The organism is Streptococcus sp. 27098_8_75 (genome assembly GCF_041432475.1).
Classification (GTDB): Bacteria; Bacillota; Bacilli; order Lactobacillales; family Streptococcaceae; genus Streptococcus; species Streptococcus gordonii.
The window spans coordinates 1-14,906 of sequence record NZ_JAPVZR010000009.1; the positions used below are offsets into that span (position 1 = coordinate 1).

A 14,906-nucleotide genomic window follows, 5' to 3' on the forward strand; every position below is an offset into this window, starting at 1 on the left:
ACCTTTGATGCGGTCGTTCGTAATGTAATCGCTCCAAATGGCCTCAAGGAAGTATTGATTCCAACCTGGTCAGAAGTCAACGGTCAGGATGACCTAGTTTGGCACAAGGCAGTGAAGCAGGCAGATGGTAGCTACCGAGCTACTATCAAGTCGAGCGAGCACAAGAATAGTCAAGGCAAGTATCAAGTTCATGTCCATTATATTGATGGCTCCGGCCAACGTAGGTATGTGACTGAGACGTCTACCCAATTAAATCTGTCTCAACCAACAGGTAAGGTCAACATTCAAAACAATAACAAAGAGACTGGCACTTTTGATGTTGTTGTGACCGATGTCTTCAGTCCTAAAGGAGTTCAATCGGTTCAAGTTCCCGTTTGGTCTGAACAAGGCGGACAAGACGACTTGATCTGGTACAATGCGACTCGTCAATCAGATGGTAGCTATAAGGCTAGCATCAAGGCAGAAAATCACAAGAATTCTACTGGTACTTATCACGTTCATCTATACTACATCCAGAATGATGGAAGTCGTATAGGAGTTCATTCGACTACAACTCAGGTAGAGTACCACAATTTAACACATAAGACGAAAGCTTATATTAAAGACGTAAATTCTCAGATGGGCACATTTACCGTTGCGGTTGATCAATCTGCCCAAGGGAAACGAATTAAAAATATTCGTGCAGCCGTGTGGTCTCAAGCGCACCAAGAAAATTTGTCTTGGTATACACAGACTCCTGCTGGTGGTCATACCGAGATTGGGATTGCGGCTGTAAACCACGGTAACAAACAAGGTGATTACACGACTCACGTATATGTTGATTATACGGATGGCAGTGTGGAAGGATTTAACCTAGGGCAAACAAGATTAATCCCACGCCAAGTGACAGATCAAAAAAATAGAGTTATTCGTGCGGCTTCAAATCTGGTAGGTACGTCAACGGGTAGTGCGGCTCATCAGCGCATGGTTGAGGACTATAACAGTGTGAAACCTCTACCAGTTGGCTACGCTGTAAAGAATACAGATGATTGGTGCGATGTATTTGTTACAGTTGTTTTCCAACGAGAGGGTCTTAGTTATCTAGTTGGACGAGAATGTGGAGTAGAACGTCATATTCAGATTTTCAAAAAATTAGGAATTTGGAATGAAGATGGAACTACGACTCCTCAATCAGGTGATATTATTACTTTCAACTGGGATAAAGATACCCAGCAAAATGATGGCTGGGCGGATCATATAGGTATTGTTGAGAGAGTAGAGAATGGATGGATTCATACAATCGAAGGAAATTCAAGCAACGGAGTTGTGAGAAGAAATACCTATCGGGTTGGTCATGGTAATATTCGAGGATTTGCAAGACCACGTTATCAATAAACAAAAGGTTGAAGAAAGTTGCTCTAGGGCTTACTTTCCTCGGCCTTTTTACTTATAGATCTGAAAATCTCTAGAAGCGCTATTTTGGAGCTTGATAGGACAGATTTTTACGTGATTTCATTACTTGTAGGTTTGTGTGTAATGGCTATAGAAAATGATAGTTTATAGGATAATAAGAAAAGTGGTTGTCATCAAATGATATGATTCTTAATGCTTGTGTCATCTGGCCTTGACAGATTGTAACAATGAACATGCTATAATGTCTGCATGAAGACAGAAAATACAACTTTACATGCTGTTAAGGCTCTAGCCTGTTTTAGTATCGTTTCTTTGCACTTTTTGTTACCAGGGGAATTTGGTGTTTTTTATCAGATTGTGGCTCGTTTTGCAGTGCCCTTTTTCATGATGCTGTCGGGCTATTATTCCTTTAATATTTCTAGGGGAAAAGTCAAGTATCGTCTCAAGCAAATGCTTCTTTTGACAATCGCTAGTCTGATATTTTACTCGATTGTGCATTTTATTGACTTAGTACTGTCGGGAGAGCTGGCGGAAAAGATAGCAACTATAGACCTGTCTGATTTTGCCGATTTCTTCTTTTTCAATAGTCCCAGAGATTTGATTGGTCCAGCTGCTACTCCGACCTGGTATTTGTTGGCTATTTCCTATATTTACGGGCTTTATCTCCTTTTTTATAAGTATTTCCACCACCTGACCACCTTTGGTGTGTCTCTGATTCTGCTAGCTTTGGCTTTTTGTATCGAATTCAATACCAACAGTACCCTTTACTATCGAAATTTCCTGTTTATGGGTCTTCCCTTTTTCATTATGGGGATGCAGTTCGCCAAGTATCGGGAACGGATTTTAGCCTACGACTTATCATCTGCCAGGAAATGGGCTATTAGCTTGGGAATAATAGGTTTGATTCTGCTTGAATACTGTTTTATGGGAACAGAGCACGACCTTTACCCCAGCACTCTTTTATCATCTAGTGCGATTTTCCTCTATGCGATCAGAAACGGGACCAATATTGATATCCCGATTTTGAACAATATCGCCAAGCGATATGCCACTACGATTTATATTATTCATCCGTTTATCATCTTTATTTTTAGGCAATTAATGCCTCGGAATGGCATATACAGTTTTGGCTTTTTTATCATTCTCTTGCTGTCATATCTACTGAGCATGCTCTTTCAGAAAGTTATCAGACCCAGAATTATCAGCCTGCTTCCAGCTTAGTAAAGTAAGATGGTGGATGGAATCGATTTTTGATACCAAAAAAAGCAACAGATTTTTCTGTTGCTTTTTTTCTTACATCTACTAAGGTGAAAGAAGCGGTAGTATCTGCGTATTTAGTTATGCTTATTAGAGGTTTAGTCTGATTAGATTTGAGTTCACTAGTAGTACTTCTTATGCTTTCAGCTTTTCTAGCCCTTCTTCAAAACTTTTAGATGGGGCTTCAAGACTGATTTTTTCTAAAGTAAAGGGATGGACGAAGCTCAGTCGGTGGGCGTGAAGCATGAGACGACCTTGGGGATGCGGATGATACAGAGGATCACCGACCAAGGGAAAGCCGTGGTGGGATAGGTGGACACGGATCTGATGGGTACGACCAGTTTTGAGTTGGCATTTGACAAGAGTTTTTTGACCAAAGCTTTTTAAGCGAGTCACGTGTGTTTCGGCGTATTGGCCATGTTTGTTGTCAACCAGCCGTTTTCTTCGATCATGGCGGTCACGACCGATTTTGTCCTTATATATTCTGCTTTTTTCGATAAATTTACCATCTACTAAAGCCCAGTATTCTCGCTGGATATCCTTGTTTTCCAGCAGGCGGTTGAGTATAGGCAAGACAAAGGGGTTTTTGGCAAAGAGAACAGTGCCACTGGTCTCCTTGTCAAGTCTGTGAACCACATAGCAGGTCTCTCCAACATAGGCAGATACATGATTGAGCAGAGCTAGTTCGGTCGGCTCATTGGCGTGAGTTTTCATACCCTCAGGTTTGTTGACGATGATGAGATGCTGGTCTTGGTAGAGTTCCTGGACAAGTTCTGGTTGCCCCATAAGGATAGCTTTTGCAGGGTAATCTTCTTCGTCAAAGGTCAGCGACAAGAGATCGCCTGCCTGAATCTTGCTTTGCCAATTGATAGTTTGATCATTGACCAAGACATGCTTTTTTGTGCGAAGGAAATGGCGGATTTTTCTGGGAATGAGGAAATAGTCTTCCAGTAGTTCTTTTATGCTCATAGTGGGCATTTTTTCAGGGATTCGAAAGTTAAATTGCATGCCTTTATTTTAACAAAAAGAGCAGAACTTTGAAAGCTAGTATCAAAAAAAGGGTAGAAGCTCTGCTATTTCTTAAAAAATTCTAAAAGGAAGGCCCTATGGAACAGCACTTTCTTGTATACTCTCTGGGAAGGTGATAAAATAAGGATTATGAAAAAGCTAAATGATATTTTTGAAACCTTAATTCAACATTTTAAGAAAGAAGATTCACCGGCTGAGTCTGCAGAGGAGACAGATACAAGTGCGGAACCACGTCTGTCTCGATCCGGTCGCTCGGCTAAGCGAACGTCTTCAAAAGGCCAAGGCCCCTTCCGACGTTTTTGGCGTAGGTACCATCTGACCAAGATTATCTTGATTTTAGGTCTGGGATTTGGGCTGGTGACGGGAGGTTATCTCTTTTATGTGGCCAAGACCACCAATGTCAACGACTTGCAAAATGCCTTGAAGGCAACTACGATGATCTATGATAAAGATGGTCAAGAAGCAGGGAGTTTGACAGGTCAAAAAGGGACCTATGTCGAATTGGACCAGATCAGCAAGGATTTGCAGAATGCTGTTATTGCAACTGAAGACCGCTCCTTCTACAAAAATAGCGGAATCAATTATGGGCGTTTCTTCTTAGCAATTTTGACAGCGGGCCGATCGGGCGGTGGTTCGACCATTACTCAGCAGTTGGCCAAAAATGCTTATCTTTCTCAGGACCAGACCATCGAGCGGAAGGCCAAGGAGTTTTTCCTAGCTCTGGAATTAACCAAAAAGTACAGTAAAGATCAGATTCTAACCATGTATCTGAACAATTCCTACTTTGGGAATGGTGTCTGGGGAGTAGAGGATGCCAGCAAGAAATACTTTGGAGTATCGGCTAGCCAACTGTCCCTCGATCAAGCAGCTACACTGGCCGGAATGCTCAAGGGGCCTGAGATATACAATCCCTTGTACTCAGTTGAAAATGCGACCAATCGCCGGGATACAGTTCTGAATAATATGGTTGCAGCCGGCTATATTGACAAAGCAACAGCTGATCAAGCAGCAGCGAATGGTCTTGGTAGCCAGTTGGTGGATGCCTATGCTGGCAAATCCGAAGATTATCGCTATCCATCCTATTTTGATGCTGTCATTAACGAAGCCATTCATGACTATGGTCTAAAAGAAGAAGATATCATCAAAAATGGCTATCGCATCTATACTGAGTTGGATCAAAACTACCAGGCCAGCATGCAGGTTATTTACAGTAACGAGAGTCTCTTCCCTGTTTCAGAAGTAGATGGAACACGAGCAGAATCGGGAAGTGTAGCCTTGGATCCCAAGACTGGAGGGGTGAGAGCCCTGGTCGGTCGAGTCAACAGCCAGACGGCCGGTTTCCGTTCCTTTAACTATGCGACCCAGTCAGCTCGTAGTCCAGGTTCGACAATTAAACCACTGGTTGTATATAGCCCTGCGATCGCAGCTGGTTGGTCAACTGATAAAGAGTTAGACAATACTACAACGACCTATGGATCTTATACTGTCAATAACTATGGTGGTATTCAAACTAGCCCGACAGTGCCTATGTATCAGGCCTTGGCGGATTCTCTGAATATCCCAGCGGTAGCAACAGTTAAAGAGTTGGGTATAGAGAAAGCTTTTGAATATGGTCAAAAGTTTGGTTTGAATATGAAAAAGGTTGAGCAAAATCTCAGTGTAGCATTGGGAGCAGGTGTGAATACCAATCCTCTCCAAATGGCTCAGGCCTACTCCGCTTTTGCGAATGATGGTGTCATGCATGATGCCCACTTGATCACTAAGATTGAAAACGCTAGTGGTCAAATCGTTAAGACCCACAAGTCTAGCTCCACTCGAGTCCTCAATCAATCGACTGCGAAAAAGATGACCAGTATGATGTTAGGGACCTTCTCAAACGGAACGGGTATCTACGCAGCGCCATATAATTATACGATGGCAGGTAAGACAGGGACAACTGAGACAGACTTCAACCCTGACTTATCTGGAGACCAGTGGGTCATCGGCTACACACCTGATGTTGTTATCAGTCAGTGGCTAGGATTTCCAAAGACAGATGAAAACCACTACCTGACAGGAACCAGTGCTAACGAGGCTTCTGTGATTTTCCGAAATGTAGCCAATAGCGTCCTGCCATACACGGAAGGAACCAAATTCTCTGAAAAGAATACCTATGCTCAAAATGGTATTGCTCCGGTAGACACCTATGGCACTGGAAATACCGAGAATCAAGGTGGCAATGATTTCTTACAGGATGTACAGGACAAGGCAAAAGAAATAGTCGATCAGGCTAAAAATGCTATCGAAGAGGCAGATATTCCAGGTAAAGCTAAGAATGCTTGGGATACAGTCAAGAGCTGGTTTGGTTGGTAAGTTTCTTATCTCAATAGATGGATTATTTATAGAAGTCTATCTCTTGAGGCTCCAGCCTGGGTTTATCAATCAAGAAGCATATGTCACAGTAAATCAATCAGATAAAAAGACCTTTAGGGTTTTCCTAAAGGTCTTTATCAGGTACACTGAAGGTGTCACCGTGTTCAAAATCGCCGTATTGGTAACCACGTTTGAACCAACGCATACGTTGCTCCGCACTTCCGTGTGTAAAGCTATCAGGCACAGAATAGCCATAGGCCTGTTCTTGCAAAGTGTCGTCTCCGACTGCATGGGCTGCATTAAGTGCTTCCTCAATATCGCCAACATCTAGTAAGTTTTCTTGTTCAATATAACGAGCCCAGACCCCAGCGTAGTAGTCCGCCTGAAGTTCCAAACGAACATTTAGAGCATTCTTCTCCTTTTCTGATTTTCCTCTCACCATTTGCTGGTAGGATTGAAGTGTTCCTAGTTGGTTTTGGATATGGTGTCCAACTTCGTGCGCGATAACGTAAGCCATGGCAAAGTCACCACTTGCCCGATACTTAGTAGTCAGCTCTTGGTAGAAGCGAATATCCAGGTAAATTTTTTGGTCGTTAGGACAGTAAAAAGGTCCAGCAGAGGCCTGGCCGACCCCACAACCAGTCCTGGTTTGACCAGTGTAGAAGACCAATTTGGGCTTATAATAGGTTCTTCCTTCTTTTTCAAAGGTTTGAGTCCAAAAAACTTCTGTAGTCCCTAAGACCTTGCTGACAAATTGGGCGTCTTTATCATTGACCTGAGTATGGCTTTGCTGGGAAACTTGGGTGGACTCATAGTGGTGAGAAGTCCCTGTGTCAAAAATGCCAGACAAACCAGCACCACCCCCTAAGAAAAGTAAGAGTAGTATTAGGACAAGCTTGCTTTTAAAACTGCCAGGTGCTAACAGGATTCGCAATATTCCGTTTCCCAGTCGAGCATTGCCTGACCCGTAGCTGGCCGATCCCCTTTCATTGCGACGGTCTTCAATATTATTACTTTCTTTTAAATGATCAGTTTTCACGTTTTCTTCTCCTTTATGACATCTATTTTACCAAATCACCAGCGAAAATAATAGCTGTTCGTTAGATGAAGTAAAAAAGCTTCAAAGGATTGACGTCCAGACCTTGTCAAAAGAAAAAAATCCTGCTATAATTGGAAAGATGGAGGCGTTATGGCATTAAAAAAAGCAAGTCTGGCGTGTACGGTTTGTGGATCGAGAAATTACTCAATAAAGCTGAGTAGTACGCCAAAACCAAAACGTCTAGAAGTAAACAAGTTTTGTAAACATTGTAATAAATACACTATTCATAAAGAAACAAGATAGGAGAGAGTTGTGAAATTTCTTAAGGACACTTTTACAGTTTTAAAAGATACAACATGGCCAACAGGGAAGCAAAGCTGGATTGACTTTATTTCTATTATGGAATATACAGCCTTCTTTGTTGTGGTTATCTATTTATTTGACTTATTGGTATCTCACGGACTGCTTCGTTTGTTGAATCTCTTTTAAGTCGATTAGAGACTGGGAAATTTCCCAGTCTTTTTTGATAAAATTGTCAGTAAACTTCTTGGCATTCCCTATTTTTATGATATAATAAAGCTAGAGAAAACGGAAAAAGCCATTAGGCTTTTTTATAGTGTTTTAGTTTATGATTTTCTAAACTAAAAATTGCTAACAAAGAAAGGAAATAAAATGGATAGTTTTGATAAAGGCTGGTTTGTACTGCAGACCTACTCTGGATATGAAAACAAGGTAAAAGAAAATCTCTTGCAACGCGCTCAGACTTATAACATGCTGGAAAATATCTTGCGCGTAGAAATCCCTACTCAGACTGTGCAAGTAGAGAAAAATGGCAAGACCAAGGAAATCGAAGAAAATCGCTTCCCTGGTTATGTTTTGGTTGAAATGGTCATGACTGATGAGGCTTGGTTTGTTGTTCGGAACACTCCTAATGTAACAGGATTTGTCGGATCTCACGGAAACCGCTCTAAACCGACTCCGCTCTTGGAAGAAGAAATCCGTAACATTCTGATCTCTATGGGACAAACTGTGCAAGAATTTGACATTCATGTCAAGGTTGGTGATACTGTTCGGATTATTGACGGAGCCTTTACAGATTATACAGGTAAAATTACTGAGATTGACAATAATAAAGTTAAGATGGTTATTTCTATGTTTGGAAATGACACCATTGCAGAAGTAAACCTGAATCAAATCGCAGAATTACAATAGAAACAAAAAGCAGATCACTATCTGCTTTTTTTGTATTCCAGTTGTGTTTTTTTGTGACAAAGGCTAAAAAATAGCCTTTGACTGGTCTGAATATAGGTCCAAAAAAGGAAAGAAAAACGACTTAAAAATTCTGATAATTTTAAGTTTTTAGGCAATCGTTTTCCTTTTAATAAATAGTGTCATCTTTCAAAGTATTTTGCATAAATTTTAGACAAAATGCTTGTTATGCTCAAAAAAAACTGGTATAATAACCATATAATTGGCGCATTGTATATGACGGCTTTTTTCATGGTTTTTTTAGCAAGAAAAGATCGATATTTGTACAGTGCTTGCTCTTATGTCAAAATTTGATAGAGACGGAATCTAACTAGGAGGGAATATGTTAAAGGAAAAGTGGTGGCTACCCTTTTTGACTGTTGGAGTCATTCTGGTAGCGGTCTTTGCTTTGTTTTACATTGCTGGTCCTAACAGGCATAACAAAGGATCGACACAAAAGGATGGTAGTTCAGCTGTAGTACATGAGCTGACAGGACAGCAGTTGCCAGAGTTTGAAATGGTAGACCAAGCAGGGTATCAAAAGAAGAGTACAGAGTTTTATAGTAAACCCATGCTGGTAGTAGAGTGGGCTAGCTGGTGTCCAGATTGTCAAAAACAGTTACCAGAGATTCAAAAAGTATATGAAAAGTATAAAGGTAGAATTCATTTTGTTATGTTGGATATGCTTGATTCCAAAAGAGAAACGAAAGAAAGAGCGGATCAGTATATCAGTGAAAAAGATTATACTTTCCCATATTACTATGACACAGATGAGCGAGCGGCGGATATCCTCCATGTTCAATCAATCCCCACGATTTATCTAGTCGATAAGAATCAAAAGGTAAAGAAAGTAATGACAGACTTTCACGATGAAGCAGCGCTTGAAAAACAGCTAGAAGAGATTTAAATAAAAGAAAGAGAAGGGAGAGCTTGTATAAAAGTTTCTACTATTATATAGGCTTTAAAATAGCATGAAAGATTTTTTGAAAAAGGTTTTAATACTATTTACCGTCCTGTTGATGTCAATGCCATCCAGCGTCTTGAATCTAGGGACTTCAGTTGTTCGAGCTGATGATCCTCTGAATATTGAGACAAGACGGATTGATGAGCATACAACGATCACACAAAATGGGTGTTATCGTAAGATTGAAAAAACGGACGCAACGGACTGGACAGTTCCGCGGCAACCAATTGACTTGGTTATCCTGCAGGATGCCAGTGGATCATTCCGGACAACTATTCCAAGTGTAAAACGTGCTCTCAAACGTTTGACAACATATGTTCGTCCAGAACAATACGATGAGACCAATCCTTATCTCGTTAAGACTGACGACCCTCGGACAACTGACCGCGTTTTCGTAGCTTCTTACCAAGGTTTGGATCAGGTGCGTTACTTTAATAATAACGATTTCAGTGGCAACCCTGCAGATACATTTACTGATCCGGATACAACCGGTAAACACTACACCTATGGAAATAGCGGCTTAACAAGCGATCAAAATAAAATTCATAACTTTATTGATAATATTGCTGTTGATGGTGGAACCCCAACTGTTCCAGCTATTCAAGATACGATCGCTCAGTACAACAGTGTCAAAGGCAATATGGAACACGGTCGTAAGACAGTCTTCCTCCTGGTAACGGATGGGGTAGCCAATGGTTACCGTCTGCCAGGATCAAACACAGTTGTAATGGATAAGAGCTATACAAGAACGTGGGATATCCAACGTGCTTGGGGGGTAGATAGCTATCCAGAAGCAGCTCAAGATATTACTAGTCGTGCCAATGAGTTGAGAGATGCTGGTAACCAGCTGAAAGCAGCGGTTGGTTCAGAAGGTTCTGTGGTTGTAGGTTTCTGGGAACGTGTTGATAACTTCACTGAGAAATACTATCAATATGGTCCAGCTTATCTGAATGGTTTTGGCAATACGATTAATATTGGGGACAACCGTTCAGTACAAGCCATCTTCCACGACGCACTTCAATCCATGGCTTCACCAGACAAGGTTGTAAACGGCAAGAATGTTTCCTTCTATGTTAATGAGCAAAATAACATTGATGTATTCTCGCAAAAGATTTTGGAATCAGTAGCGGCCGCTTTAGTTAAAGATGATATCACTGGTGAGTTTGATATCACCGATGGCTACAAGGTAGATGCTATCCGAATCAATGGTAAGAAGATTGTTCCGAAAGTAACAGATCCTAACAAGGAAATCCGCGGTACAATCACACAGACTGGTAACAAGGTTAAAATTTCTGTTCCAGATAGTGTCTTCAATCCAGGTAAAAACAGCTTTGACTACGACTTGAGTAAGGAAGCTCGTGCACCTGAGACAGATGAAGATAGCGAAGTAGATCCTCCTGAGAATTATGTTCCAGAGAAGGAAGAGATCACAGTTCCAGAATTGACTGGTAAATTTAAAGCAGGTGACTTCAAAACAGATAAAATCGGTGGTCGGAATCAAAAAGTTGAAGTTCAAAAATTGGAATACTGTTATCCAAGTGCAACGAAGACAGTGAAAGATGCGGATGCCAGCAACGATATCGGTGTCATTTCGGATCCGTTAGAGTTGACTAAGAAACCATCTTATTCTGCTCAACTAAGTAAGAAAGACGAAGAGTTCACTTACACTGTCGACTACAACTTCAATAACGTTCCTTACGAATTTGAAAAGAACGTTATGTTGACAGACCCAATTGACTACCGCTTGGAAGTGGTGAGCCATTCTGCTCAAGGTCCAGATGGACAAAGCTGGCCGACTCGTGTGGTAACACAACAAGATGCTGGAGGAAACTCACAAAGCGTCGTTGTAGCAGACGTTCCAGCGCAAGGTAAGGATTATAATTACCTGATCATGAAGAAGGCGAAACTGAAAATGACAGTCCGCCTGAAAGAAGAGTACCGTAAGAACCAAGCCAGCAAGGCTTACTTGGCAATCTTACAAAATAACAATGGTTACGGTTTAGTTAACCAAGGTAACATCATGTGGAATGGAGAAGATGATTCACCAAACCAAGATGCCCACGCCAAGACAAAAGACAAGGCAAGTACGATTCGTCGTTCAAACCCAATTTATGTTAAACCACCACTTGATACAGAAGTAGACAAGAAGGTTAACGAAAAAGAACACGAAGGTCTACAAGCAGATGGCGAAGAGTTTGAATACAAGGTAACTGCTCCATGGCCAGGTATTGCTGACAAGTTCACCTTGACAGATACAGTTGTAGATGAACTTGAAATTGTACCAAATTCAGCTAAAGTAACAGTAGCAGGCAAGTCTTACAATGCTTTGACCAAAGCGATTTCAATCAATGGTCAAACAATTGAGATTACATTAGATAAGACTCAATTAACTTCGTTGAACCGTTTGATCTCTCGTCGTGGTGGAAGCGAAGTACAGGAAATCGAACTGATCTTCAAGGCTAAGATTCGTCCGGGCGCTGACCTTTCTAAATATAAGAAGAATGGTGCGGTAAACATTCCGAATACAGCTGATGTTATTCTAAATGATAAGAAGAAAACTTCGAAAGAAGTAACGGTTACTCCACCGAAACCAAAAGAACCAACTGTTTCTAAGAAGATTAACAACACCTTGGATAGTCTGGTAACCTTCGATGGTCAACCGTACACTTACAACATCACAACAGCTGTGCCAAGTGATGTAGCAGGATACAAGAAATTTGTCATTAGCGATAAGCTGGATGCCGATCTCGAATTTGATGGACAAGCAAGCATCAGCGGTCCATTGGCAGATGTCTTTGAAATCCAAACAAATGGTCAAACTGTTACTGCAACAGTGAAAGAAGGCAAGTTCGCAGAACTCGCTAAATATTCATTCGTTGAACTGACGATTCCGGCAAAAGTTAAAGCTGGTGTGACAGGTAAGACTATTGAAAACAAGGCTAAGATTTCATTTACTAATGAAAACAATGTGGCTAAGGAAGTTGAGTCAAATCCAGTAACGGTGACTCCTCCGCCAGTAACTAAGAAGATCAATGAAAACTTGGATCACTTGGATATTGCAACTGGTCAGCCATACAAGTACAATGTTAAAACTACACTTCCAAGTGATATCACATCCTACAAAGAATTTGTGATTACCGATACTTTGGAAGATGAGTTAAGCGTTATTAATGAAGGTGTAGACAAACCGGTTATCAGCGGTCCTGCTGCAGAATTCTTTGACGTAACTGTCAGTGGCCAAAAAGTAACGGCAACAATGAAAAACTTTGCCGGAGCAAGTGCCCTAGCTGGTCAAGAAATTGAACTGGTTATCCCAGCGAAAATTAATGACGGTGTCACTCGTTCTAACATTCCAAACAAAGCGACATTTAGCTTCAAGGATAAGGACGACCATAAAGGTGAAAAAGAAACAATTCCAGTAACGGTGACTCCACCAACAGAACCAAATGTTTCTAAGAAGATTAACGGTGATCAAGATAATGCAACGATTGCTGCTGAAACAGATTTCACCTACAATATTAAGACTACTTTGCCAAATGATATTGATACATATAAATCATTTGTCATCACCGATACTCTAGATGAAAATCTTGGAGTGGTGAACCCAGAACCAAGCATTTCTGAAGAAGCCAAGAAATTCTTCGATATTACTGTTTCAGGAAATACTGTTACAGCAACGATGAAGGACTTTGCCAAAGCAAGTGCTCTTGCGAATAAAGAAATCGAGTTGGTCATCCACGCCAAAGTGAAGAAAGAATCTGTTCTTCCAGAAATTCCAAACACGGCTAAGATTACTTATACTAATAAGAATAACGAGTCTAAGGAAAAAGAAACAGAGCCAGTTAAAGTGACTCCTCCACCAATTACGAAGAAAGTAAATGGTAAGGATCAAGAAGACTTGGCAAGCTTAACAAGCACCTTCAAATATACAGTGGATTCAAAAGTTCCAACTGTAGCAGATAAGTTTGTACTTTCTGATACCTTGGAAGAAGTCTTGACATTTGATGGAGATGCGACTGTAACGATTGATGGTCAAGCTGTGACAGATGTGACGGTTGCGAAGAAAGGCCAAAAACTGACAGTTACCTTCGATAAGGATCAAGTCAAGAAATATGCAGGCAAGGCTGTTCAAGTAGCCTTCGATGCTAAGATTAAATCTGGCTACACAGTTGACCAATTAGTTGCTAAGTATCCAAATGGAGATAAAGCAGCGATTCCAAACAAAGCTAGCTTTGTGGTCAATGACAATCCAGAAACAGAGAAATTCTCTAACCCAGTTACTGTTACACCGCCACCACCAAACACTCCAGAAATTGAGAAGAAGGTTAACGGTGCAGACAGTTACAATCTGCAAACCCGTCTTGAAGAATTCACTTATAGTCTGGATACAGCGATGCCAACAAATGCGACTGAATTCACCGTAACAGATGAACTGAAGTCCGTTCTTGAATTCGCTGGCAACAAGGGCGATGTTGAAGTGAAAATTGACGGCAAGGCTGCCAATGATCAAGCTACTATTTCTACTGATAAGAATACCTTGACAGTGGCCTTTGCAGAAAAAGCAGTGAAAGCTAATGCTGGTAAGTCTATCGAAGTAACCTTCAAAGCTAAAATCCGTGAAGGAGCAAACCTTCTGGATTACCTAGTTCCTGGTCAAGGCATCCGTATTCCGAACAAGGCTTCTTATGACATCGATCATAATCCTAAGTTCCATAAGGATTCCAATGAAGTACCAGTAACTCCTCCATCTCCAGAACAACCACCAATTGAAAAAGATGTCAATGATAAGGCAGAAGCAACCTTGGAAGCACGTGATGAAGAATTCACTTATCATGTGAAGACCAAGATTCCTTATGAGGCAACAGCCTTCAACATCACTGATACTCTGAAAGATGTTTTGGACTTCTCAGGTGAGAAAGGTCAGGCAGAAGCGACTGTAGATGGTAAGAAACTGTCAGATGATCATATCGCGATCAATGGCCAAACAATCACAGTTACACTGAACCAAGAAGAACTGAAAGCCAATGCAGATAAGGAAATTAAGTTAACCTTCAAGGCTAAGATTCGTCCAAATGCGAACCTAGCTGCCTACGTCGTTGGTGATAAAGTTGTTATCAATAACCAAGCTTCTTATAATGTAGATTTACCGGATAATCCTGGAGTTCATAAAGATTCAAATATTGTTCCAGTGACTCCTCCAAGTCCTGAAAAACCAGAGATTGAAAAGACTGTTAATGATGCAAAAGAAGCGACTCTTGCTAACCGTGACGAAATCTTTACTTATAAAGTGAAGACAAAAGTACCGTTTGATGCAACAGCCTTCTCTATCGATGACACTATTAAGGATGTTCTAGAGTTTGCGGATGCTGGAAGTGCTACTCTTAATGGAGAAGCTTTAGAAGCAGACCGTATCTCTATCGCTGATCAAAAGATCACCTTGACTTTGACAGAAGATCAAGTCAAGAACAATGGCGGTAAAGAAGTTGTTCTGACCTTCAAGGCTAAAATCCGCCAAGGTGCCAACCTATCAGGCTACATTGAAAAAGGTAAGACAGTCATCAATAACCAAGCGTCTTATAACGCTGCCTTCCCTAACGATCCTAACTTCCATAAAGATTCAAATAT

Annotated in this window: 9 protein-coding genes and 1 pseudogene; 8 read left to right on the forward strand and 2 right to left on the reverse strand. The window is 41.0% G+C overall.

Going from position 1 to position 14,906, the window contains the following annotated elements; all coding sequences use genetic code 11:
* Together O3640_RS10760 and O3640_RS10765 are read left to right on the forward strand one after the other, a co-directional pair.
* The coding region (locus O3640_RS10760) for a GBS Bsp-like repeat-containing protein (protein WP_371586866.1) at positions 1-1,374 on the forward strand (1,374 nt) is incomplete at its 5' end.
* A gap of 267 nt (positions 1,375-1,641) precedes the next feature.
* Complete coding sequence (locus tag O3640_RS10765) at positions 1,642-2,613, forward strand: acyltransferase (protein WP_012130986.1); 972 nt, start codon at positions 1,642-1,644, stop codon at positions 2,611-2,613.
* 171 nt (positions 2,614-2,784) lie between these two features.
* On the opposite strand, the gene O3640_RS10770 is transcribed toward O3640_RS10765, so the two are convergent.
* Positions 2,785-3,657 carry an RluA family pseudouridine synthase gene (locus O3640_RS10770; protein WP_012130985.1) on the reverse strand — a complete coding sequence of 291 codons (873 nt, stop codon included), beginning with the start codon at positions 3,655-3,657 and terminating at the stop codon, positions 2,785-2,787.
* Positions 3,658-3,807: 150 nt separating this feature from the next.
* On the opposite strand from O3640_RS10770, the gene pbp2a reads away from it, so the two are divergent.
* Positions 3,808-6,030 (forward strand): penicillin-binding protein PBP2A, encoded by a 2,223-nt coding sequence (gene pbp2a, locus O3640_RS10775; RefSeq protein WP_125376508.1) that lies wholly within the window; start codon positions 3,808-3,810, stop codon positions 6,028-6,030.
* 124 nt (positions 6,031-6,154) lie between these two features.
* Here pbp2a and O3640_RS10780 read toward each other — a convergent pair whose 3' ends face one another.
* Positions 6,155-7,069: a neutral zinc metallopeptidase gene (locus tag O3640_RS10780; RefSeq protein WP_061596054.1), complete on the reverse strand. Its 915-nt coding sequence runs from the start codon at positions 7,067-7,069 to the stop codon at positions 6,155-6,157.
* A gap of 150 nt (positions 7,070-7,219) precedes the next feature.
* Between O3640_RS10780 and rpmG the strand changes: the two genes are divergently transcribed.
* The 5 genes and pseudogenes from rpmG to padA all read left to right on the forward strand — a co-directional run.
* Positions 7,220-7,372 (forward strand): 50S ribosomal protein L33, encoded by a 153-nt coding sequence (gene rpmG / locus O3640_RS10785; protein WP_008809931.1) that lies wholly within the window; start codon positions 7,220-7,222, stop codon positions 7,370-7,372.
* Positions 7,373-7,381: 9 nt separating this feature from the next.
* A complete protein-coding gene (gene secE / locus O3640_RS10790; RefSeq protein ID WP_008809930.1) occupies positions 7,382-7,558 on the forward strand; it encodes a preprotein translocase subunit SecE in 177 nt (58 codons plus the stop codon).
* Between the two features lie 183 nt (positions 7,559-7,741).
* Entirely contained in the window at positions 7,742-8,281 is a 540-nt protein-coding gene (nusG, locus tag O3640_RS10795; protein WP_045504588.1) for a transcription termination/antitermination protein NusG, read from the forward strand.
* Between the two features lie 379 nt (positions 8,282-8,660).
* Entirely contained in the window at positions 8,661-9,224 is a 564-nt protein-coding gene (locus tag O3640_RS10800) for a TlpA disulfide reductase family protein (RefSeq protein ID WP_045504586.1), read from the forward strand.
* 64 nt (positions 9,225-9,288) lie between these two features.
* Positions 9,289-14,906: pseudogene (gene padA / locus O3640_RS10805) on the forward strand (LPXTG-anchored isopeptide-forming adhesin PadA); the annotation flags it as partial.